Raw genomic sequence first — 22,897 nt, forward strand, 5'->3', positions numbered from 1 at the left:
TGGGCTCCGAGTGGGGTTAGAGCGCGTCAGCGCCGATTTCGCCGGTGCGGATGCGGACGACCTGTTCGACCGCGGTGACAAAGATCTTGCCGTCGCCGATCTTGCCGGTGCCGGCCGCGGTCTGGATGGCCTCGACCACGGCCTCCAGGCGATCGTCGGTCACGACGGTCTCGATCTTGATCTTCGGCAGGAAATCCACGACGTACTCCGCGCCGCGATACAACTCGGTGTGGCCCTTCTGGCGCCCGAAGCCTTTGACTTCGGTCACGGTGATGCCCGACACGCCAGCGTCGGAGAGGGCCTCGCGGACCTCGTCGAGCTTGAACGGCCGGATGATGGCGGAGATCAGTTTCATGCGCATATCCCGATGGTGGATGGAACCGGCCCGCGTGGGGCCGATGTCAGGTCAACCGGCGGCCACTTGCACATGGCCGCCGGTCGTTGCGCCGAACGTTGCATGGGCCACGCCGTTGCCGACGCCCGAAGGGCGACGCCAGCGGTGACGCGGGAGGGAGGAAGGGCCCATGACACGCGTCCGGTCTCTCTTGCCCCTGGGGGTAGAGCGGACCAACGGTCCGCTCTACCTTCTGCAGCGGACCGACGGTCCGCTCTACAACATGGTCGCCTTGCCGGCTCCCCAGCCGGAAAAGCGGCGACGATGACGAAGGGTGGGAGGGAAATCCTTCGTCATCGTCACCTGTTGCTCAGTTCGCGTAGTACATCTGGTACTCGAGCGGGTGGGTCGCCGCGCGGAACTTGGTGACTTCCTGCATCTTCAGCGCGATGTAGCCGTCGATGAAGTCGTCGCTCATCACGCCACCGGCCTTGAGGAACTCGCGGTCCTTGTCCAGCGCTTCCAGGGCCTGGTCCAGCGAGGAGCAGACCTGCGGGATCAGCTTCTCTTCTTCCGGCGGCAGGTCGTACAGATCCTTGTCGCTCGGTGCGCCCGGGTCGATCTGGTTCTTGATGCCGTCCAGGCCGGCCATCATCAGCACGGTGAAGGTCAGGTAGCCGGACTGGATCGGATCGGGGAAGCGCATTTCGATGCGGCGCGCCTTCGGGTTGGACACCCACGGAATGCGGCACGAGGCGGAACGGTTGCGGGCCGAGTAGGCCAGCATCACCGGGGCTTCGAAGCCCGGGACCAGGCGCTTGTAGCTGTTGGTGCCGGAGTTGGCGAAGGCATTGATCGCCTTGGCGTGCTTGAAGATGCCGCCGATGTACCACAGCGCCAGCTGGCTCAGGCCGCCGTAGCCATCACCGGAGAACAGGTTGGTGCCGCCCTTGGAGAGCGACTGGTGCACGTGCATGCCGCTGCCGTTGTCGCCGACCAGCGGCTTGGGCATGAAGGTGGCAGTCTTGCCGTTGCGGTGGGCAACGTTCTTGATGACGTGCTTCATGCGCAGCAGTTCGTCGGCCTTCTGCACCAGGGTGCTGAACTTGGTGCCGATTTCGCACTGGCCGGCAGTCGCCACTTCGTGGTGCTGCACTTCCACTTCGATGCCGACCTGTTCCAGGGTCTTGCACATTTCCGCACGCAGGTCGTGCAGCGAATCGGTCGGCGGGACCGGGAAGTAGCCGCCCTTGACGGCCGGACGGTAGCCGCTGTTGGCGCCGTCGTACTTGTCACCGGTGCTCCAGGCCGCTTCTTCGGAATCGATCTTGAAGAAGGTGTGGCCCATGTCGTTGGCGAAGCGGACCGAATCGAAGATGAAGAACTCCGGCTCCGGGCCGAAGAAGGCCTGCTCGGCGATGCCGGAGGACTTCAGGTAGGCCTCGGCGCGCTTGGCGATGCCGCGCGGGCAGCGGCCGTACGGCTGCATGGTGGCCGGATCGAGGATGTCGCAGCTGATGACCAGGGTCGGGTCGGCGTAGAACGGGTCGATGTAGGCGCTGGACGGGTCCGGCAGCAGGACCATGTCCGACTCGTTGATGCCCTTCCAGCCGGCAATCGAGCTGCCATCGAACATCTTGCCTTCTTCAAACAGCGACGGCTCCACGATGCTGACCGGGAAGGTGACGTGCTGCTCGATACCACGCATATCGACGAAACGCAGGTCGACGAACTCGATCTGGTTGTCCTTGATCAGCTTCTCAACATTTTCCACGGACATCGGTGAAACCTCAGATGGGTGATTGCCTGAGTGGATAGAGCAATCCCCGTGCCAACTTTTCAGACTTCACAAACCCTTGATTTCACTGGGCTGCCCGACCCCGCGGCGCACGCCCATCCGCACCAAAATAGTGCGCCCCCTGCACCACGCACACATTTGGTGCGGGACGCGGATGTTTTATGCTGCCTCCCGATTTCACCCATTCCGAGCCCCAGCCCCCCCGATGTCCGACCTGCTCTCCGCCCTCCTTCTGGGCATTCTTGAAGGCCTCACCGAATTCCTGCCGATCTCCAGCACCGGCCACCTGCTGATCGCCCAGCACTGGTTGGGCGCACGCTCGGACTTCTTCAACATCATCATCCAGGCCGGCGCGATCCTGGCGATCACGCTGGTGTTCCGGCAGCGGCTGTGGACCCTGGCGACCGGCCTGCATGAGCGCGCCAACCGCGATTACGTGCTCAAGCTCGGCACCGCCTTCCTAGTCACCGCCGTGGTCGGCCTCCCGGTCCGCCTGGCCGGCTGGGAACTGCCGGAGACGGTCACGCCGGTAGCCTGGGCACTGATCATCGGCGGCCTGTGGATGATCCTGGTGGAGGCCTACACCGCACGCCTGCCCGAGCGCGATGAGGTGACCTGGAAGGTCGCCATCCTGGTCGGTGTGGCGCAGGTGGTGGCCGGTGTGTTTCCGGGCACCTCGCGGTCGGCGGCGGCGATCTTCATCGCGATGCTGTTCGGCCTGAGCCGCCGCGCGAAAGCCACCGAGTTCGTGTTCCTGGTCGGCATCCCGACCATGTTCGCCGCCAGCGGCTATGCCTTCCTGGAACTGGCCAAGGACGGCAAGCTCGCCAGTGAGAACTGGACCGACGTCGGCGTGGCCTTCCTTGCCGCGGTCGTCACCGGCTTCATCGTAGTGAAGTGGTTGCTGGGCTACATCAAGTCGCACAAGTTCACGGCGTTCGCGGTCTACCGCATCGCACTGGGCGCGGCCTTGCTGCTCTGGTTGCCCGCTGGCAACTGAACAGCCCGGCGCCGGCCTGACCCCGTTGGGGGCGCGCCGGCGTTTTTCCCCAGGTTCCCAAGGAGATGTACATGAAACGCACCCTGATGCTGATGCTGCCGCTGGCCCTGATGGCCGCCTGCAGCAACCCTTCCACCGCCCCGGCCGGCCGCGATGACCTCGCCCCGGCACCGACCGCCGCCGCCGACCAGGCTGCCGTGGCCCGCCTGGATGTGCAGCGCCTGCAGGGCAGCCATTGGCGCCTGGAATCTGCCACCGATGCCAGCGGCAAGCGCATCGATGCGCTGTTCGCCCGCGCGGACAAGCCGGTCACGCTGGACTTCAAGGATGACCGCATCGCGATCAGCAACACCTGCAACCGCATGGGCGGGGGCTACACGCTGGCCGATGGTTCGCTGACCGTCTCGCCGATGGCCTCGACCATGATGGCCTGCACCGACAAGAACCTGATGGCGCTGGACCAGGCCGTGGGCAGCCGCCTGGAAGGCGCGCTCACGACCGAGCTGGGCGATGCCGGCCAACTGACCCTGCGTACCGCCAACGGCGATGTGCTGGTGTTCACCCCGGAGCCGACCGCTGAGACCCGCTACGGCGGCGAAGGCGAAACGGTATTCCTGGAGGTGGCCGCGCAGACCAAGCCGTGCCCGCACCCGCTGATCCGCGACAAGCAGTGCCTGCAGACGCGCGAGATCCGCTACGACGCCAACGGCATCAAGCAGGGCGAGCCGGGCGAGTGGCAGAACTTCTACGACGTCATCGAGGGCTACACCCACGAAGACGGCGTGCGCAACGTGGTGCGCGTGAAGCGCTACACGATCGCCAACCCACCGGCCGATGCCTCGTCCAACGCTTACGTGCTGGACATGGTGGTCGAGTCGGCGAACGAGAAGAAATAAGAACGCAGAAGGGCGGCCGCTGGCCGCCCTTCTTCATCCTGTAGTGCCGGCCGCTGGCCGGCTCCCGACAGTACCTACCGGATGTAACGCCGACCAACGGTCGGCACCCACCGGGGGATCACGCCAGCGCCGGGTTCAACGTATACGTGCCATGCAGCGATGCTTCGGCCAGCACGTGCCCGTGCATCGCATGCAGCACATCGGCAGCGGTAAACGGCGTGGGCAGCTCCAGCTGCGCCACGTCCAGCGCGAACACGCGGAAGAAGTAGCGGTGCACGCGCTCGTCGTTGAACGGCGGGTACGGGCCGTCATAGCCCAGGTACTGGCCGGCCATGTCCGGATTGCCGGCGAACCAACCGGTGAAATCGTTCAGGCCCTGGCGGCTGCCCGCCGGGCCGGCCGGCTGGGTCTTGCCGCGCACGGTGAAGCCGTCGCTGCAGCTGCCCGCGGCCAGCGCGCGCACATCGACCGGAATATCGGCCATCGCCCAGTGCGCGAAGTGCGCACGCGGTTGATCGCGTGGCACCGTGCAATCCTGGCGGCCGACCGTATCGGGCACGGTCGGCACATCCGGGTCGATGCACAGCAGCGCGAACGACCGGGTGCCGGCCGGCACATCGTGCCAGGCCAGCTGCGGGTTGCGGTTGGGGGCGAAGCCTTCGGCATCGCCGGCCGCGAAGGTGGCGGCGATCGGTTGGCCGTTGGTGATGCTGTCACTGCTCAGATGCATACAGGTCTCCTCATTCTTCCGGGTAACCCAGGCGCACCGCGACCGAGGTCAGCAGCGCGAACGCCGGCCCCATCACCTCGCGGTAATCGCGCCAGTGGCCGGGGGCCATGCGGGCCGGGCCCAGCGTGCCGGCCGGCGGGAAACGCATGCCGAAGTGGGCACCGAGGTACTCGGCCATCGCCTGCGGATCGTTGCCGATCTCGTCGATCTTCAACAGCGCGTGCGGGTACAGGCTCTGCTCGTGCAGGGTGGCGACCTGGGCCAGCGCACGCGCCAGCCATTCGGCCGCTTCGTGCACCGAGGTCACCGCGAGCGGGGCCGGGGCACTGAAGGCGATCCACTCCAGCAGCATGTCGCGCGGGTCGCGCAGCACGATGACCAGGCGTGCCTCCGGCAGCTGGGGGCGCAGCGCCCACAGCAGCGCGTTGTCCCACCACAGCAGCCAATCGATCACCGCCCCGTCGGCGATGCCCCGGGCCGGCAACTGGCTGCGCCACTGCTCCACCAGTGCCTCGGGCGTGAGCTTGCCGGTCGAGAGCTCCTGCAGCGTGTGATAGCGCTGGAAGGGATCGTTGGGCGGCGTCGGCCCGAAGCGGTCACCACGCATCACCGGGCTGGCGGCGGCCATCGCGGCGACCACGCGTTCAACGCCGGAGCCGGGTGCGCCCCAGATGAACAACGGGGCGATCGCGTTGTCTTCAGCCACCGGCGCAAGGTCCGGCCAGCTCAGCGGTGCCTTGGCCTGCGGCGGCAGGGGCAGGCGCTGCGGCGCCTCGGCCGCATGCAGCTCGACCCACGTCCGCAGCGCATCCTGGTACTGGCCGGCACGGTCCTGCACAGAGCCCAGCCAGGCGCGCAGCCCCGCCCGGGCATCCTCCGGGGCCGTGTCCAGCAGCGCCTGCACGCGCGCGATCGCGGCAGCCGGCTCACGCGTGAGCAGTCCATCGACCAGGCGCACTTCACCGGAAACCCGGCCCGGCTCCAGCGCGACGATGCGCTCGGCCACGGCCTCGGCCTGGTCGGCTTCGTTGTTCATGTCGTGCAGGCGCAGACGCGTCTCCAGTGCCGGCAGGTGCTCCGGCATGGCCTGCAGCCAGCGTTCGCCCACGGCCACCGCTTCCGGGCCACCCACCGGTTCCACGGTAAGGCGCGCCATCCACAGGTCATGCACCTCGGGATGATCGGCCAGGGTCGCATCCAGCGTCTCGCGGGCCTGCTGTTCACGGCCCAGGCGCTGCCACGCCATCAGCAGCAGCTGCAGCGTGTGCCGATCGGAGGGCCACTGCGCCAGCACTGGCAGCAGGTGCTCCAGCGCCTGCAACGGCTGGCCGGCCTGCAGTTCGAGCTCGCCGGCCAGGCGGCGCATGGCCGGCGTATCGCCGCCGGGCACGGCCAGGACCTGGCGCATCATGTCCGCTGCGCTCTCCAGGTTGCCCTGGCGCAGCGCGAGCTGGACGACCAGCCCCTGCAGGGCGGTGGTGGCCGGATTCAGGGCAAGTACCCGGCGGAAGGCCTGCTCGGCGAAGGCCAGCATGTCCTTGCCCAGGTAGGCAAAGCCCAGTGCGTAAAGCACCCGGGCATCATCCGGCAGCGCCTGGCTGGCCGCCGAGAGCTGGGCCAGCGCGCGATCCACCTCACCCCGGCGCAGCGCGACCATGCCCGAGAGGGCGGCCAGCTCCGGATGTTCCTCATCCACGCGCAGGCCCAGGCGGGTCAGGCGGTCGGCGTCGTCCACGTCATTGCGGGCCAGCGCCAGGTGCGCCTGCATCACGTACGCGGACAGTTCGTTGGGGTTGAGTTCGGCGGTGCGGTCCAGCGCCGAGCCGGCCGCGTCGAACTGGCGCAGGGCCAGCAACAGGCCGGCCTGCTGCAGATGCAGGTCGGCGTTGTCCGGCGCCAGCGTCAGGGCCTGCTGCAGGCTGGCCAGCGCGTCATCGAACTGGCCCTGCTGTTGCAGCGACAGCGACAGCCAGCGGTGCGCCTGCGGCTGCTCCGGCTCGGCCGCGATCCACTCGCGCGCCAGCTGCACGGCATCGTCCACCGCATTGCGGCGCAGGGCTTGGAGAATCTGGTCTTGCATGACGGTCCGAACTCGAGGGCAAACCCCGATTGTAGCGGGGCCGGCCGGCCAGAACGGTTGTCAGGCCGGCGTGTTCGCCTCGATCCGCAGCCGCTGGGCCACCCAGCGCTCGGAGAAGCCATCACCACGCCAGTTTTCCAGGAAACCGCAGTGGCCACCCCACGGGGCGATTTCCAGGTGGGCATGGGCCGGCAGCCGCCAGCCGTTGAAGGTGGCGAACGGGATCACCGGGTCATCCTGCGCCATCAGGATGTCGGCCGGCACCTGCAGCCCGGCCAGGCGGTCGCCGGCGATGGAGTAACCATCGAAGTAGGCCTGCAGCGAACCGAACTCGGTGTGGTGCTCGACCAGCCAGGCGGTCAGCGCGCGGATGTCCAGCTTGAGCACGCGGTCGTCCCAGTCGCTCAGCTCGGGGAACAGATCGCGCTTGCGACGCAGCGAGCCGGCCCATTTGCGCCGGAAGTACCAATCGTACATCGCCGGGCCGTTCTCGATGCTCTCCATCGTGATCGCCGGGTCCAGCACCGGGCACACCGAGGCCACGCGGCGCAGCGGCACGCCGGCCGAGGGCGCGCGCAGGGCCAGGCGCAGCACGAAGTTGCCGCCCAGCGAATAGCCGGCGGCGACCAGCGGCAGCTCGGGCCAGCGGCGGGCGATGTCACCGGCTGCGTGCACCACCTCATCGATGCGGTTGGAGTGGAAGATGCCCGGGTTGAGGTGGTGGGTATTGCCATGGTCGCGGAAATTCAGCCGCACCACGTCGTAGCCCTCTTCCAGCAGCCGCGCGGCGGTCATGCGCATGTAGCTCGATTCGGCGCTGCCTTCCCAACCATGCAGCAGCAGCGCCATGCCGACCGGCTGGCGCCCCTGGAGGTAGCTGTGCCAGCCCTGCAGGCGCACGCCTTCACCGCCATCGAGGATCAGCTCGTCGGTGTGCGCGCCGGTCGCCGCCAGCAGCACCAGCCCGCGCTGCATCCGCATCCGGCTCGAGCTGAGCATCGACTGCAGGTGCGGGTTGCGCAGCCAACGCGGGGGGTGATAGTCGGCAGCGGTCAACATGGGCGCGAGCCTGCTCCCGGCCGCGACGCTGGCGTGTGAAGGACCACCACCGCTTACTCGGCGGACATGGCCGCCAGGATGCGCGCGCGCGAGGTTTCCGCGATGCGGCGACGGCCTTCCAGATCGTGGGTATCAATGGGCGCGAGGAAGTGCACCTCGGCCCGCCGTGCCGGCTCTCCCAGCAGACGCAGGAAGTTGGCGAAGAAACTCTCTTTCGGGCCGAACGCGACAATGGTCTGCGCGTCACCGCGCCAGCCGTAGCGCAACGCGACCGGCTGCACCGGGACCTGGGTCTCGACCGCGGCCTGGAAGATGCGCGCATGGAAGGGGCCGACTTCATGGCCACCGCGGGTGCGCCCTTCCGGGAACACGCCCACTGCCTTGCCCTCGCGCAGGCGCACGACCATTTCCTGCATCACCCCACCCAGCGACTCGGTGCTGCCGCGCTGGTGGAAGATGGTCTGCCCGCGCGCGGCCAGCCAGCCGACCACCGGCCAGCCGGCGATCTCCTGCTTGGCCACGAAGCCCATCATGCGCTGGCTGTGCAGCATCGAAATATCGACCCAGCTGACATGGTTGGCCACGAACAGCACCGCACCCGGCAGCGGTGTGCCGATCCGGTGCAGGCGGAAGCCGAAGATCCACATCAGCCCGCCCGACCAGGCGTTCACCGCCGCATGCTCGAACGTGCGCTGGCCCACGCGCACGCGCCCCCACGGCGGCAGCATGGCGATCAGCAGCATCGGCAGGAACAGCAACAGGTGGACCAGCAGCAGCGGTACGCGGTACAGGTAACGGCACACACGCGCCACGCCGCCACGTGAGGCCGGAGTGGGGGAATTCATCCGCGAACGATACCCGAGCGCCGCAGGCTCTGCCAGCGGAATCCGGACAAATCGATGGCAGGCCCAAGCCAGCCGCCGCACGCTGTCAAGCCAACGGCCACCGGCGGCACAACGGCCGTGCGCACATGCGCCGGCGCACTGTCATGGGCCACGCAACACAGCATCCGTGCCATGCGTGCGATCAGCCCGGGCGCACCGCGGGCACCACCGCCAGGGTCAACCGCGACGTGCAGACCAGCTTGCCGGCCGCGTCCTCGATGCGGATGTCCCACACCTGGGTGCTGCGCCCCACATGGACCGCACGCGCGGTGCCGGTGACCGTGCCGGCGCGCACCGCGCGGATGTGGTTGGCATTGATCTCCAACCCGACGCAGACCTCCCTGGTGGTATCCACGCACAGGTTGCCGGCGCTGCTGCCGAGAGTTTCGGCCAGCACGACCGACGCCCCGCCATGCAGGATGCCGTACGGCTGGCGGGTGCGTTCGTCCACCGGCATGGTGGCGCTGATCCAGTCCTCGCCCGCGGCGGTGAACACGATGCCCAGGTGCTCGATGAGCGTGTTGCGGCTGAGCGTGTTGAGCGCCTGGATCGACACCGCGTCGCGGAATACCTGGGGCATGCAGCTTCTCCGTGGGGTTGCAGATTTACAGAATCGGAACCAGCCCGGCACCGAAGGCGGTGAGCATGCGCACCAGCAGCCACTTCGGCCCGACATTCACCTCGGGGAAATCCCCGACGGCGACGTAGCAGGTGTGGAAGGCCGGGTCCTGCCGCTTGAGCGGATCCGGGCACTCGGGCCCGGGCTGGAACTCGTAATCGGTGGCGTAGCGCCACGGCCAGAAATCGAGCACGGGCAGCGCCTCGGAGGCCTTGCCGACACTGTAGTTCAGGCCGGACAGGACCGGCGGCTTGGCACGCGGCGCGACCACCCAGGAGTTCTGCGGGTGGATGTCGCGCAGGATGCTCTGCGCCAGCGCCTCGGCGAACACCGGGTCATCGATGATCACCGCCCCTTCGGTGTTGTAGTTCTCGCTGCGCGGGTCGAAGTTGTGGGTGCCGATCACGCCGATGCGGCGATCCACCACCATCGATTTGGCGTGCAGGCCCATGCGGGCGCCCTTGCGGGTGACCGGCAGCGGCTTGTTGACCGCCTTGGTGCCCAGGAACGAGGGCCGGGTTTCAGCACGCAGCACGCGGCGCTCCACTTCGCTGCCATCGGTACTGCGGCGGCGCCCGCTGGCGCTGTTGCGGTCGGCGTTGCCACGGCGCGGGCCATCGCTGGCACGGCCGTCGCTGCCAGCGCGCGCATTGCTGCCGGCCGCGCTGCCCCCGAGCAGACTGCTGCGCTTGCCCTGCGACGGCGGCGCCTCGGAACCCAGCGGTGCCGGCAGCAGGTTGCGGTAGTCCACCGGGGCATCGAGCGGGAACGGTTTGAACTCGTAGATGTTGAACCCGAGCTCACGCAGGTTGCGGCGTTTGTACTTGTAGGACAGCGCGTAGACGATCGGGTTGTCGGTGGCGGCCAGGCTGTTGGTGGACACCACCACGCGCGGTGCCTGCTCGCGTTTGCGCAGGTCGCGGAACAGGCGCTGCGCCGGCTTGGACAACACCAGGTACGGCGTCTGCAGCAGCACTTCGGACTGTGCGCTGGCGATCAGCGCATCCAGCTGCGGCTCGGTCACGTGCTGGCCGTTGGCCGGCTGGCTGGCACGTTCGCGGCGATGCTTGCGCGGCAGATCGGCGACGTACTGCACCGAGGCCACGGGCAGGGCGGTATCGACGAAGGTGCGGCGCACGTAGTCCGGATCGTCGGCCTCTTCACTGACCCGCTCGACCCGCTCGGGCCGCCGGAAGTCGGCCGGCGGCATGGCCGGCACGCCCTGGCGCAGCAGCGTGCGGCCGACATCGTTGAGGCGCTCGGCCGGCACACTGCGCGGCGCGCGCCAGAAGGCATCGAAGTTGGCGGCCATCTCACGCACTTCCGGGCCGGCCACGATCACATCGCGGTCGCGGAAGTTGTATTCGCTGTCCCAGTCGTAATAGTCGTCCTGGTAGTTGCGCCCACCGACCACGCCCAGTGCATCGTCGACCACCAGCAGCTTGTTGTGCATGCGCTGGTTGAAACGGCGGAAGCAGCACACCACGCTGGCGGCGTAATCGAAGTAGTTCAGGCGCGCCTTGCCGAAGGTCGGGTTGTAGACCCGCAGTTCGAAGTTGGCATGGCTGCCGGACAGGGCGCCGAGGATCTCCAGGTCGGAGATCGCCGAGAGCTGGTCGATCAGCACCCGCACCTTGATCCCGCGGCGTGCGGCCGCCTGCAGTTCGTCCAGGACCAGCCGGGCGCTGTCGTCCTTGTCGAAGATGTAGGTCTGCAGGTCGATGCTGCGCGTGGCGCTGCGGATCAGGTTCAAGCGCGCGACGAGGGAAACTTCCCCTTCGTCGAGGATGGTGGCGTAGTGCCGCGGCTGGCCGGCGTGCGATTCGGCGAAGGCGCGGCCACCGAGGGCACGCAGCGGCGAATCCAGCGCGCAGCGGTCCGGCTGGGCGCAGTCGACCACGGTCGAACGCGCCTGTACGGCGATGCCGGCGGCACGGTCGCGCTCGGCGTTGGACAGCGAAGCACAGCCGCTGCCCAGCAACAGCGTTGCCAGCACCAACAGACGCAGCAATGGGTTCACGGTTTCGGCGCCTCGCTCAGACGCGCACGCAATACAAAGGTCACTCGATCACTCAGGGCAAGCTGCCAGCTGTCCATTCCATACCGGCCACGCTGGACGGTACCGCGGCTGACCACGTCGCAATCATACCCGGCCCGGGCACACTGCGGCGGCTCGACCCGCAGCGTTTCCGGGTGGCTGACCCCGCGCAGGATCAGCCGGCCCTGGATGCTGCCCCCCTTATCGACCACCTCGGGCCAGTAGGGCAGCGAGTCGAACTCCACGACCGGGTAGCGGGCCGCATCGAAGAACTCCTCGCCCCGCATCCAGCCGGTGTAGCGGGCCTTGCCGGGAATCTCGACATAGCGGGTGAACATCCGCAGGTGCACCTGGTGGCGGCCGTCGGAGAGCACTTCGATGTTGCCTTCAAAGCGGGGGAAGATGCCCTCGATGCGCTGCCCCAGCCGCGTCCGGATCTCAAACCCGAAGCGCGAGGTGGCCGTATCGAAGGCAAGGGCCTGGCTGGTGGCGGCCGGCACCGATGAGGGCGGGGCGGCATGGGCCGCCCCTGCCATCAACAGCAGCCCGACCCACGCCGCGCGGACTGCCCACACGGGTTACGGCCACCAGAAGGCGGTCAGGCTGGCCACACCCGGCTCGATGGCAGCCTCACGGTCGAAGGCCAGGACCGCGATTCCGCCCGGTGGCATGCCCCGGTAGTCACTGCTGGTGCCCTCGCTCATCAGGGCGACCAGTTGTTCCAGGCCCGGGTTGTGCCCGACCACCAGCAGGCGGTCGACGTCCCGGCGCGCATCGATCAGCCCCATCAAGGTGCCCGGGGTGGCCTCGTAGACGGCATCCTCCAGGCGCTTTTCGACGAAGCCGGTGATGCCCAGCACGGCCTCCAGGGTTTCGCGGGTACGCCGCGACGGCGAGCAGAGCACGCAGTCGGGGAGCAGGTTGTTTTCCTTCAGCCAGCGGCCGGCGGCCTCGGCTTCGGCCAGACCGACCGGCGACAGCGGGCGGTCCAGATCGGCCTGGCCGGTGCTGGCGGCTTCGGCATGGGCGTGACGCAGCAGTATCAGTTCTCGCATGGGATCTCTCGTGTCAGGCTTTCTTCAGCCACTTCAACAGCGGCTCCCAGTCACTCTGGTGCTCGCGCACCTGGGCCGAGCGGTAGTCGAACAGACTCCGTCCCAGCCCGACCATCACCACATAGCTCTGGCTGTCGCGCAACTGCGCAACGACCTCGTAAGGCCAATCGGCCAACATCTGTATCGCCTGTTGCGAGGTCTGCGTCCAGGGTTTGGTGCGGTTGAGCACCAACCCGACCGGCAGGCTGCGGTCATGGACGCGGGCCACGCGCGACAGGCTGTTGAGGAAGCCGACGATGGCTTCGATGTCCAGCGCGGAAGGCAGCACGGGAACCACCACCGCATCGGCAACGTCAAGGAAATGCGGAATATCGTCGGCCATCGCACCGGCCGGCGCATCGATGATGACTTCGTCGGTGCCGTCGGGAACCAGTCGTTCCCAGCTCTTTTTGCGGTACACGTCGATCGGCAGCACGGCGCTTTCCAGGACCGAGCGGCGTTGTGCCCAGCGTGTGCTGGAGCCCTGTGGATCGGCATCGGCCAGGACGGTCCGCTTGCCTTCCAATGCCGAATGCGCCGCCAGGTGGGTGGCGACGGTGGTTTTGCCCACCCCGCCTTTGGAACCGGCCACCAGGATCGTCTTCATGCAGGCCTCGCTTCCGGGGAACGTTTCCGCAGCCTACACCGGCGCCTGTGACGGAGATAGTCGCGGCGCTGAACCAGAACCGGCGCCCACGGCTTTGCTATCGTGGATGGTTCCAATGGACTGACCGCCCGCATGAGCGAACTACAGGACCTGAGCGCGCTGATCCGCGCCAACACGCCGCTGATCATCATCGAGACCCAGGATGAAGGCCGCGTGGTCGAGCTGTTCCGGCAGACCCTAATGCATGTCTGGCGCGCCCTGCACCGCTGGTCGATCACCGAGGGGCTGCGCCGGATCGACATGGACCGCGAGGACGACCCGGTCGGCCCGCCCGACGCCAGCGCGGCCCTGCAGATGATCCGCCAGGCCGAGCAGCGCGGCATCTACCTGCTGCTCGATTTCCATCCCTACCTGGGCTATGCCAGCCACCAGCGCGCCCTGCGCGACCTGATCCAGCGGCGCCACTGCCAGGCCCACGTGCTGGTCCTGATCGGGGCCAAGGTGGAACTGCCGGCCGAGCTGGAAGCGCTGGCCACCCGTTTCAATCCGCGCCTGCCCGACCTCAACGCGCTGTTGAAGATGCTGCGCGAGGAAGCCGAAGCCTATGCCCGCGAACATGGCGGGCGGCGCGTGGAGGTGGACAACGAGGCGGTCCAGAAGATCCTGCACAACCTGCGCGGGCTGAGCCTGGTCGACGCGCGGCGGATCGCCCGCCAGCTGATCTTCGCCGACGGTGCGCTCAGCCAGGACGACCTGCCGCAGCTGGCCCGGCTCAAGTTCGAGCTGCTCAACCGCGCCGGCCACCTGCACTACGAATACGACACCACCCGCTTCGCCGACGTGGCCGGTGCCAACCGGCTCAAGCGCTGGGTCAACCAGCGCCGCCCGGTCTTCCTCGGCGGCGCCGGCCCGGCGGGCCTGGACCCGCCCAAGGGCATGCTGCTGCTGGGCGTGCAGGGCTGCGGCAAGTCGATGCTGGCCAAGGCGACGGCCGCCGGTTTCGGCGTGCCGCTGCTGCGGCTGGATTTCGGCAGCCTGTATGACAAATACCACGGCGAGACCGAGAAGAACCTGCGCGATGCGCTGGCCTCGGCCGAGCAGCTGGCGCCGTGCGTGCTGTGGATCGATGAGATCGAGAAAGGCCTGGCCAGTGGCGGCGAAGATGGTGGCGTCTCGCGCCGCGTGCTCGGCCACCTGCTGACCTGGCTGGCCGAACGCAAGGGCACGGTGTTCATCGTCGCCACCGCCAACCAGGTCCATGAGCTGCCGGCCGAGCTGCTGCGCAAGGGGCGTTTCGATGAGATCTTCTTCGTCGACCTGCCCGATGCCAACACCCGGGTGGAACTGCTGCGCCTGCACCTGGGCAAGCGCCAGCTCAACGCCGACGATTTCGCGCTGCCGGCGCTGGCGGCCGCGGCGGACGGATTCTCCGGGGCGGAGATCGAACAGGCGGTGGTCGCCGGGCTGTACGCCGCGCACGCCGAATCACGCGGGCTGGATACCCAGCTGCTGATGCAGGAGATCCGCGGCAGCCGGCCGTTGTCGGTGCTGATGGCCGAGCAGGTCACCGCGCTGCGCGAGTGGGCCCGCGGGCGCACCGTCAGCGCGGACGGGTAGCGCCCGACCGTTGGCCGGCTGCCGGATCACGGCGATCCATGAAGACCGGCCCCGCGCTGCAGCACCCACACCCACGCCGGCAGCGTCACCAGCGACAGCAGGATGCCGTAGCCGACGAGCGCGGCAGCCAAGCGCGGGGCCAGGCGATGTGACATCGCCAGCGCGGCGGCGGTGATCATGGTCGGCATCGCCGACTCCAGCACATTGGCCTGCAGCATCGAACCCTGCAGGCCGAACGCCCACGAGATCGGCAGCGCCAGCGCCGGCATCACCAGCAGCTTCAACAGCAACCCGATGCCCAGCGGCTTGAGCTCGTCCAATGGCAGGCGCAGCTGGATCGAAAAACCGACCGCCAACATCACCAGCGGCAGCATCGCATCGGCCAGCTGCTTCAGCCCGGTGCCGATCCAGCCCGGCGGCTGCTCAGGCATCAGGGTCAGCGCGAACAGCAACGCCCACAGCGGCGGGAACTTCGCGATCCGCAGCAGGATCTGTGCGGCGGTGGGCGGGGTGTCGCCGCTGTAGCGCGCGATCACGTACAGACCAAAGGTGGACAGCAGCACGAAGGTGCCGAACTGGTCGTAGACCACCGCATAGGGCAGGGCGTGATCGCCGAGCAGGGCACGCACCATCGGATAGCCGATGAAGCTGGAATTGGCCAGCGCCACACAGATCAGCAGCACCGCATGCACATCCCGGGCGAAGCCGAACGCGCGCGTGGCCAGGCTCACCAGTGCGAGCGTGCACAGCATCAACAGCCACGGCGTGGCGACCACCCCGATCAGGCTGGTGTCCAGATGCAGCCGCGGGACATAGATCAGCACCGCCGCCGGCAGGCACACGTACAGCACGATGCGGTTGAGCACATCGGCCGTGTTCTCCGGCAGCGCGCGCAGGCGCGAGAACGCCATGCCCAGGCCGAGCATGGTCAGGATCAGAGCGAATGCTTCGAAAGCCATCGCGACAGCCTAGCCCAATCGCCTGCATGGCATGTTCCGACCATGGTCGAAGCCCGCATCGCCCGCGCTATGGCAGGCCAGCCCGCCTGCACGGGCCGGCCTGCGGAATCATGGCCAGGCCGGTGGCTTCTCGGCCCACGCACGCTGCACCTCGGCCAGCGTGCTGCGCTCGCTGTCGCGCCAACCAGGCAGCAGTTCGGCGTAGCGATCGGCCCCACTCCACTGTTGCGGCTCGGTGCGCACGGCGGCGGCGTACCACTGCACGGCTTCGGTCTTGCGGCCCAGCGTCCACAGCGCCAGCGCGAAGGTGGGCGGCACCCACGCCGGATTCCCGCGCAGCGTGTTCTGCGCCGCGGTCCATTGCACCAACGCCGCGTCGGCCTCACCCAGCCGGAACAGATCCCAGCCGTAGTTCCAGCGCACCGACCGACCGGGCACCGAACTGGCCGATGCGGTCGTCGCGGCCTGTTCGTACAGACTGCGCCCCAACTCGGGCCGGCCCTGCGCGATCGCCACGCCGGCCAGCTGCACGGTCGCTTCCAGGCTCTTGCGGCCGCGCTCGCGCTGCTTCATCAGTTGGTCGACGAGCTCCCCGCCCTGGCCCTGCACCACCACCATCGGGGCGGCCGCCACGTCGTTGTCGAAGTAGAACTCCTGCACGGCCGGCAGCGATTGCGCCGACGCGTTGAACACACACGCCCCCATGGCCAGCATCACGCCGGCCACCATCTGTCTTGCAATTGCCATGCAAACTCCCCCAGGTTGTCACAACAACCTCCCCTCCTGATCCTAACCGCAGCATGCGCCGGACACCAAGCGCGGCCGACCAGCGGTCGGCGCTAGCCGGCGCGCCGCCACACCCGCAGGCGGTTGTTGGCCGGCATCGCCACGTCCTCGATCAGCTGCAGGCCCGCCCCCGCCGCCAGCGCATCCACCGCCTCGGCGTCGCGGATGCCCGAGGCCGGGTCCCGCGCCTTGAGCCATGCGTCGAACTGGCGGTTGCTGTCGCTGCTGTACTCGCCATGGGCATTGAACGGACCGTAGATACAGAGCACGGCACCGGCCGCCATGACTGCCGGCAGCCCGGCAAACAGCGCCTGGACGTGCGCCCAGCTCATGATGTGCAGGGTGTTGGCGCTGAACACCGCATCGAACGCCAACGGCGCGTCCGGCGGCAGCGGCCCGAGCCCGGGCGCGGGGGACAACACGGCCTGCAGCGGCCACGGGGCCGGTGTGTTGGGCAGGCCCGCGGCGTCCAGCCGCTCGGCGATGCCCGGCAGGTGATCCGGATGGTCGCTCGCCTGCCACTGCAGGTGGGGCAGTGCCGCCGCGAAGGACTCGGCGTGCTGGCCGGTGCCGCTGCCGATCTCCAGCACCCGGTGGCGGTCGGCGAGGTGGCGCTGCAGCACCGCCAGGATCGGCGCGCGGTTGCGGTCGCAGGCCTCGGACCAGCGTATCTGGCTCATCGCAATGTCACATCGGCAGGGAATCGATGTCCATCCAACCATGACCGCAGTCACTTGTGCCACTGTGCGATGCCACCGAAAGTCGAAGACTTGTCCAACGCCGGCCGCCTGCGCGCCGCCGGCCGTCCTTGGGGGATGTGAGCTGTGCAACGTCGTGAGTTTCTAGCGCTGTCTGGAATGGGCCTGGCGGGCCTGGTACTGCCGCATGGCCGGCTGATCGCCGCCGAGCAGCTGCTCGAACCGGGCGATGTGGGTCGCCGCAAGGCCTTGGCCGAGGCCGCGCTTGCCGCCGCCAAACGCGCCGGTGCCAGCTACTGCGATGTGCGCATCGGCCGGTACCTCAACCAGGCGATCATCACCCGCGAGGCCAACGTCCAGAACGTCACCAACAGCGAATCCTCGGGCATCGGCATCCGGGTGATCGTCAACGGCGCCTGGGGCTTTGCCGCCACCCACCAGCAGACCCCGGCCGCGGTGCTGGCCACGGTCGAGCAGGCCGCGGCGATCGCCCGCGCCAACGCCGGCATCCAGAGCCGCCCGGTGCAGCTGGCGCCGGTGACCGGCGTGGGTGACGTGAGCTGGAAGACCCCGATCCGCAAGAACGCGATGGCGGTACCGATCAAGGACAAGGTCGAGATGCTGCTGTCGCTGAATGCGGCCGCGCTCAATGCCGGCGCCGACTTCATCAACTCCACCCTGTTCCTGGTCAACGAACAGAAGTTCTTCGCCTCCAGCGACGGCTCGTTCATCGACCAGGACGTGCACCGGATCTGGCTGCCGTTCACCGCCACCGCGATCGACAAGGCCAGCGGCAAGTTCCGTACGCGCGCCGGGCTGTCCTCGCCGATGGGCATGGGCTACGAATTCCTCGATGGCGACGCGCGCGGCAAGATCGCGTTGCCGGGCGGCGTGGTCGCCTACCGCGATTCCTACGACCCGGTCGAAGATGCCATTGCTGCCGCCCGCCACGCCCGTGAAAAGCTCAAGGCGCCGTCGGTCAAGCCGGGCAAGTACGATCTGGTGCTGGACCCGTCCAACCTGTTCCTGACCATCCATGAGAACGTCGGCCACCCGCTGGAGCTGGACCGCGTGCTCGGCTACGAAGCCAACTACGCCGGCACCAGCTTCGCCACGCTGGACAAGCGCGAGGCGGGCTTCCGCTGGGGCAGCGACATCGTCAACTTCTTCGCCGACAAGACCGCCCCGGGCAGCCTGGGCGCGGTGGGCTACGACGATGAAGGCGTGAAAACCAAGCGCTGGGACCTGGTCAAGGACGGCATCCTGGTCAACTACCAGGCCACCCGCGATGAGGTGCACCTCCTCGGCGAGAAGGAAAGCCACGGCTGCAGCTACGCCGATTCGTGGTCCAGCGTGCAGTTCCAGCGCATGGCCAACGTGTCACTGGCGCCGGGCAAGGCCCCGCTGAGCGTGGCCGACATGATCAAGAACGTGGAGAACGGCATCTACATCCACGGCCGCGGCTCGTACTCGATCGACCAGCAGCGCTTCAACGCGCAGTTCGGCGGCCAGCTGTACTACCAGATCAAGAACGGTGAGATCACCGGCATGGTCGAGGATGCCGCCTACCAGATCCGCACGCCAGAGTTCTGGAATGCCTGCAGCGCGATCTGCGATGAGCGCGATTTCCGCTTCGGCGGCTCGTTCTTCGATGGCAAGGGCCAGCCGGGCCAGGTCTCGGCGGTCTCGCATGGCTCGGCGACCACGCGCTTTGATGGCATCAACATCATCAACACCGCACGCAGCCTGGGATGAGCCCGTCCCTGCTCCGTGCCGAATGTCACTACCGCGGCGCACGCATGGCCGCAAGAATCGGCTGTGCCGCCGCGGCGGTCGCCCTGATGTCGCTGTTTCCCTGCCACCCCCACACCGACGTGGAGAGCTGCCTTGCAAAGACGTGACTTTCTCGCCCTGACCGGGCTTACCGCTGGCGGACTGATCGTGCCGTCGTTCTTCGGCAAGGTCATTGCCGCCGAGCAACTGCAGAGCAGCCTCGACCCGGCCCTGAAAAAGCGCCTGGCCGACGCCGCCCTGGCCGCTGCGCGCCAGGCGGGCGCGACCTACTGCGATGTCCGTATCGGCCGCTACCTGCGTCAGTACGTGATCACCCGCGAGGACAAGGTCCAGAACGTGGTGAACACCGAGTCGACCGGCGTGGGCATCCGCGTGATCGTCAACGGCGCCTGGGGCTTTGCCGCCACCAACCAGCTCGGCACCACCGACGTGGCCCGCGCCGCACAGCAGGCCGCGGCGATCGCCAAGGCCAACGCCGGCGTGCAGACCGCCCCGGTGCAGCTGGCTGCCGCGCCCGGCGTGGGTGAGGTGTCCTGGCGCACCCCGATCCGCAAGAACGCGATGGACGTGCCGATCAAGGAGAAGGTCGAGCTGCTGCTGGACGTCAATGCTGGCGCGATGGGCGCCGGCGCCAGCTTCGTCAACTCGATGCTGTTCCTGGTCAACGAGCAGAAGTACTTCGCCTCCACCGACGGCTCCTACATCGACCAGGACGTGCACCGCATCTGGGCACCGATGACGGTCACCGCCATCGACAAGAGCACCGGCAAGTTCCGCACGCGCTCGGGGCTGTCCTCGCCGATGGGCCTGGGCTACGAGTACCTCGATGGCGTCGGCACCGGCAAGGCGGTCTCGCCCAACGGCGTGGTCAACTACCGCAACTCCTACGACATGAAGGCCGATGCGATCGCCGCGGCCAGGCAGGCGCAGGAGAAGCTCAAGGCCCCGTCGGTGAAGCCGGGCAAGTACGACCTGATCCTGGATCCGTCGCACACCTGGCTGACCATCCACGAGTCGGTCGGCCATCCGCTGGAACTGGACCGCGTCCTCGGCTACGAAGCCAACTACGCCGGCACCAGCTTCGCCACGCTGGACAAGCGCGAGCAGCATTTCCAGTACGGCAGCGACAAGGTCAACATCTTCGCCGACAAGACCCAGCCGGGCAGCCTCGGCGCGGTCGGCTACGACGATGAAGGCGTCAAGACCAAGCGCTGGGACCTGATCAGCGAAGGCAAGCTGGTGGATTACCAGACCATCCGCGACCAGGCCCACATCCTCGGCAAGACCGAGTCCGATGGTTGCTGCTATGCCGATTCGTGGTCCAGCGTGCAGTTCCAGCGCATGGCCAACGTCTCCATGGCACCGGGCAAGACCAAGCTGAGCGTGGCCGACATGATCAAGGACGTCGAGAACGGCATCTACATCATCGGCGACGGCTCGTTCTCCATCGATCAGCAGCGGTACAACGCGCAGTTCGGTGGCCAGCTGTTCTATGAAATCAAGAACGGCCAGATCACCCGCATGCTCGAGGACGTGGCCTACCAGATCCGCACGCCGGAGTTCTGGAACGCCTGCACCGCCGTGGCCGATGAAAGCGACTACCGCCTGGGCGGCTCGTTCTTCGACGGCAAGGGCCAGCCGGGCCAGGTCTCGGCGGTCTCGCACGGTTCGTCCACCGCGCGCTTCAACGGCATCAACGTCATCAACACCGCGCGCAGCCTCGGCTGACCGGTCAGGAGCCCCAATCCATGAGTATCTTCACCGAAGCCCAGGCCAAGGCCATCCTCGACAAGGTCATCGCGCTCTCCAAGGCCGATGAATGCACTGCCGTGCTGGCCGGCTCGATCGACGGCAACATCCGTTTCGCACTGAACAATGTCTCCACCAGCGGCATCGTCGACAACACCGAACTGGCCGTCACGGTCGCCTTCGGCAAGCGCGTCGGCACCGCCTCGATCAACGAGTTCGACGATGCCGCGCTGGAACGCGTGGTGCGCCGCGCCGAGGATCTGGCCCGCCTGGCCCCGGAGAACCCGGAGTTCCTGCCGGCGATCGGCAAGCAGACCTACCGGCCCAGCCCGACCTTCAGTGAATCCACTGCGGCGATCGACCCGGCCTTCCGCGCCAAGGTCGCCGCCGACTCGATCGCGCCGTGCCGTGGCAACGGTCTGATCGCGGCCGGCTTCCTGGAAGACGGCCAGAGTTTCTACGCCACCGCCAACAGCAACGGCAACTTCGGTTACCAGCGCGGCACCAACTTCGACTACACCTGCACCGTGCGCACCGAAGACGGCCGCGGCTCGGGCTGGGTGGGTCGCAACCTCAAGGATGCCGCCGATTTCAAGGCCGACCAGGACATCCGCATCGCCATGCGCAAGGCCACCGAATCGGCCGAGGCCAAGGCGCTGGAGCCGGGCAAGTACACGGTGATCCTGGAGCCGGCGGCCGCGGCCGGCCTGATCAGCTTCATGATGAACTTCTTCGATGCGCGCTCGGCCGATGAAGGCCGCAGCTTCCTGTCCAGGAAGGGCGGCGGCAACAAGCTGGGCGAACAGGTCTACGACCCGCGCGTGACCATGGTCGCCGACCCGTGGCACCCCGAAGCCGCCGTGCTGCCGTGGGACAACGAAGGCCAGCCGCGCGAGAAGCTGGACATCATCAAGGACGGCAAGATCGCCAACCTCAACTACTCGCGCTTCTGGGCGCAGAAGCAGGGCAAGACCGCCAACGCGCGCCCGGGCAACCTGCTGATGTCCGGTGGCGACAAGAGCACTGCCGAGCTGGTCCGTGGCACCCAGAAGGGCATCCTGGTCACGCGCACCTGGTACATCCGCATGGTCGATCCGCAGACCGTGCTGCTGACCGGCCTGACCCGCGATGGCACCTTCTACATCGAGAACGGCCAGATCAAGCACCCGGTGAAGAACTTCCGCTTCAACGAGTCGCCGGTGATCATGCTCAACAACATCGAAGAGCTGGGCAAGCCGGTGCGTGTGGCCGGTGACGAATCCAGCCTGGTGATGATGATCCCGCCGATGAAACTGCGCGATTTCACCTTCACCTCGTTGTCCGACGCGGTCTGATGAACGGTCGTGACGGCCACTGGCCGTCTCTTCGTCTGGCCGGTCGCTTCCGGGAACGTGCGCGGCGATGAACCGTGCACAGTTCCTGCGGCTGATGCTGGGCAGTGCCGCGTTCGCGGCCTTGCCCGCGCCGGCGCGCGCCCAGGCCGGGCGGTACGACTTCTGGTTCACCCGCCTCAAGTACGACTCCGGCGACTGGGACGTGGACGCGCGCATGCCGTCCAACGTGATCACCTCGCTGATCGATTACACCACCCTGCGCGTTGACCCGACAGAGCACGTGATCGCGCTGTCCGATCCGCGCATGCTGGAGGCACCGTTCTGCTACCTGGCCGGGCACAAGCTGGTCGAGTTCAATGCCGCCGAGCGGCAGAACTTCGTGCGTTACGTGCGCAATGGCGGCTTCGTGTTCGTCGATGACTGCAACCACGATATCGATGGTCTGTTCGCGAAGTCCTTCGAAGCACAGATGGCCAAGCTGTTCGGGCCGAAGGCGCTGAACAAGCTGCCCAACAACCACGCGCTCTACCGCAGTTTCTTCCGCTTCCCCGATGGCCCGCCGGCCACCGGGTTCGAGCTCAATGGCTGGGGCGATGATCTGGTCCACGATTACCTCAAGGGCATCCAGATCGATGGCCGCCTCGGCGTGCTCTACAGCAACAAGGATTACGGGTGCGAGTGGGACTACGACTGGCGCAACAAGCGCTTCCTGGCCGAAGACAACACCCGTTTTGCGGTCAACATCGTGATGTATGCCTTGAACAGCTGAGCTTCTTCCTGCTTTTTCAGCCACGCATGGCGTGGCTCTACGCCGATCCTGC

At 67.5% G+C, this 22,897-nt stretch carries 21 protein-coding genes; 7 read left to right on the plus strand and 14 right to left on the minus strand.

The window, feature by feature from the left end:
* Positions 1-16: 16 nt before the first annotated feature.
* Both PV764_RS18005 and glnA read right to left on the minus strand, forming a co-directional pair.
* Positions 17-355: a P-II family nitrogen regulator gene (locus tag PV764_RS18005; protein ID WP_019184907.1), complete on the minus strand. Its 339-nt coding sequence runs from the start codon at positions 353-355 to the stop codon at positions 17-19.
* 349 nt (positions 356-704) lie between these two features.
* On the minus strand, positions 705-2,114 hold the full coding sequence (glnA, locus tag PV764_RS18010; RefSeq protein WP_019184908.1) for a type I glutamate--ammonia ligase: 1,410 nt from the start codon (positions 2,112-2,114) through the stop codon (positions 705-707).
* 223 nt (positions 2,115-2,337) lie between these two features.
* Between glnA and PV764_RS18015 the strand changes: the two genes are divergently transcribed.
* The gene (locus tag PV764_RS18015) at positions 2,338-3,132 is read left to right on the plus strand and encodes an undecaprenyl-diphosphate phosphatase (RefSeq protein ID WP_026070060.1); all 795 of its coding nucleotides are present in this window, start codon (positions 2,338-2,340) and stop codon (positions 3,130-3,132) included.
* A gap of 71 nt (positions 3,133-3,203) precedes the next feature.
* The gene (locus tag PV764_RS18020; protein WP_421117214.1) at positions 3,204-4,028 is read left to right on the plus strand and encodes a DUF4377 domain-containing protein; all 825 of its coding nucleotides are present in this window, start codon (positions 3,204-3,206) and stop codon (positions 4,026-4,028) included.
* A gap of 118 nt (positions 4,029-4,146) precedes the next feature.
* Here the strand turns inward: PV764_RS18020 and PV764_RS18025 are convergent, their stop codons facing one another.
* From PV764_RS18025 to PV764_RS18065, 9 genes are all read right to left on the minus strand, one after another.
* Positions 4,147-4,758 carry a YbhB/YbcL family Raf kinase inhibitor-like protein gene (locus PV764_RS18025; protein WP_421117215.1) on the minus strand — a complete coding sequence of 204 codons (612 nt, stop codon included), beginning with the start codon at positions 4,756-4,758 and terminating at the stop codon, positions 4,147-4,149.
* A gap of 10 nt (positions 4,759-4,768) precedes the next feature.
* Entirely contained in the window at positions 4,769-6,838 is a 2,070-nt protein-coding gene (locus tag PV764_RS18030) for a tetratricopeptide repeat protein (protein ID WP_421117216.1), read from the minus strand.
* Positions 6,839-6,898: 60 nt separating this feature from the next.
* Positions 6,899-7,894: a YheT family hydrolase gene (locus tag PV764_RS18035; RefSeq protein ID WP_026070062.1), complete on the minus strand. Its 996-nt coding sequence runs from the start codon at positions 7,892-7,894 to the stop codon at positions 6,899-6,901.
* 56 nt (positions 7,895-7,950) lie between these two features.
* Positions 7,951-8,742 (minus strand): lysophospholipid acyltransferase family protein, encoded by a 792-nt coding sequence (locus PV764_RS18040; protein WP_019184914.1) that lies wholly within the window; start codon positions 8,740-8,742, stop codon positions 7,951-7,953.
* A 181-nt stretch (positions 8,743-8,923) separates the two neighbouring features.
* A complete protein-coding gene (locus PV764_RS18045; protein ID WP_019184915.1) occupies positions 8,924-9,361 on the minus strand; it encodes a hotdog fold thioesterase in 438 nt (145 codons plus the stop codon).
* 25 nt (positions 9,362-9,386) lie between these two features.
* Positions 9,387-11,420 (minus strand): phospholipase D family protein, encoded by a 2,034-nt coding sequence (locus PV764_RS18050; RefSeq protein ID WP_261997891.1) that lies wholly within the window; start codon positions 11,418-11,420, stop codon positions 9,387-9,389.
* Positions 11,417-11,974 carry a YceI family protein gene (locus PV764_RS18055; protein WP_051010531.1) on the minus strand — a complete coding sequence of 186 codons (558 nt, stop codon included), beginning with the start codon at positions 11,972-11,974 and terminating at the stop codon, positions 11,417-11,419. The genes PV764_RS18050 and PV764_RS18055 overlap by 4 nt, the downstream gene beginning before the upstream one ends.
* 42 nt (positions 11,975-12,016) lie before the next feature.
* Positions 12,017-12,493: a SixA phosphatase family protein gene (locus PV764_RS18060; RefSeq protein ID WP_070426355.1), complete on the minus strand. Its 477-nt coding sequence runs from the start codon at positions 12,491-12,493 to the stop codon at positions 12,017-12,019.
* A 13-nt stretch (positions 12,494-12,506) separates the two neighbouring features.
* Positions 12,507-13,139, minus strand: a complete 633-nt coding sequence (locus PV764_RS18065) for a ParA family protein (RefSeq protein ID WP_019184919.1) — start codon at positions 13,137-13,139, stop codon at positions 12,507-12,509.
* 132 nt (positions 13,140-13,271) lie between these two features.
* Here PV764_RS18065 and PV764_RS18070 point away from each other — a divergent pair, with 132 nt between their 5' ends.
* The gene (locus PV764_RS18070) at positions 13,272-14,756 is read left to right on the plus strand and encodes an AAA family ATPase (protein ID WP_019184920.1); all 1,485 of its coding nucleotides are present in this window, start codon (positions 13,272-13,274) and stop codon (positions 14,754-14,756) included.
* A 26-nt stretch (positions 14,757-14,782) separates the two neighbouring features.
* On the opposite strand, the gene PV764_RS18075 is transcribed toward PV764_RS18070, so the two are convergent.
* The 3 genes from PV764_RS18075 to PV764_RS18085 form a co-directional block, all read right to left on the minus strand.
* Entirely contained in the window at positions 14,783-15,715 is a 933-nt protein-coding gene (locus tag PV764_RS18075) for an AEC family transporter (RefSeq protein ID WP_421117218.1), read from the minus strand.
* Between the two features lie 108 nt (positions 15,716-15,823).
* A complete protein-coding gene (locus PV764_RS18080) occupies positions 15,824-16,462 on the minus strand; it encodes a tetratricopeptide repeat protein (RefSeq protein ID WP_019184922.1) in 639 nt (212 codons plus the stop codon).
* 92 nt (positions 16,463-16,554) lie between these two features.
* Positions 16,555-17,181 (minus strand): DUF938 domain-containing protein, encoded by a 627-nt coding sequence (locus PV764_RS18085; RefSeq protein ID WP_019184923.1) that lies wholly within the window; start codon positions 17,179-17,181, stop codon positions 16,555-16,557.
* A gap of 144 nt (positions 17,182-17,325) precedes the next feature.
* Between PV764_RS18085 and PV764_RS18090 the strand changes: the two genes are divergently transcribed.
* The 4 genes from PV764_RS18090 to PV764_RS18105 all read left to right on the plus strand — a co-directional run bounded on the left by PV764_RS18090 (position 17,326) and on the right by PV764_RS18105 (position 22,845).
* Positions 17,326-18,954, plus strand: a complete 1,629-nt coding sequence (locus PV764_RS18090) for a TldD/PmbA family protein (RefSeq protein ID WP_319624547.1) — start codon at positions 17,326-17,328, stop codon at positions 18,952-18,954.
* Positions 18,955-19,086: 132 nt separating this feature from the next.
* Positions 19,087-20,721: a TldD/PmbA family protein gene (locus PV764_RS18095; protein ID WP_019184927.1), complete on the plus strand. Its 1,635-nt coding sequence runs from the start codon at positions 19,087-19,089 to the stop codon at positions 20,719-20,721.
* Between the two features lie 20 nt (positions 20,722-20,741).
* Positions 20,742-22,076, plus strand: a complete 1,335-nt coding sequence (locus PV764_RS18100) for a TldD/PmbA family protein (protein ID WP_019184928.1) — start codon at positions 20,742-20,744, stop codon at positions 22,074-22,076.
* A 67-nt stretch (positions 22,077-22,143) separates the two neighbouring features.
* The gene (locus PV764_RS18105) at positions 22,144-22,845 is read left to right on the plus strand and encodes a DUF4159 domain-containing protein (RefSeq protein ID WP_284128556.1); all 702 of its coding nucleotides are present in this window, start codon (positions 22,144-22,146) and stop codon (positions 22,843-22,845) included.
* Positions 22,846-22,897 lie beyond the last annotated feature (52 nt).

Origin of the sequence: Stenotrophomonas sp. AS1 (assembly GCF_048957655.1) — a bacterium.
Classification (GTDB): Bacteria; Pseudomonadota; Gammaproteobacteria; order Xanthomonadales; family Xanthomonadaceae; genus Stenotrophomonas; species Stenotrophomonas bentonitica_A.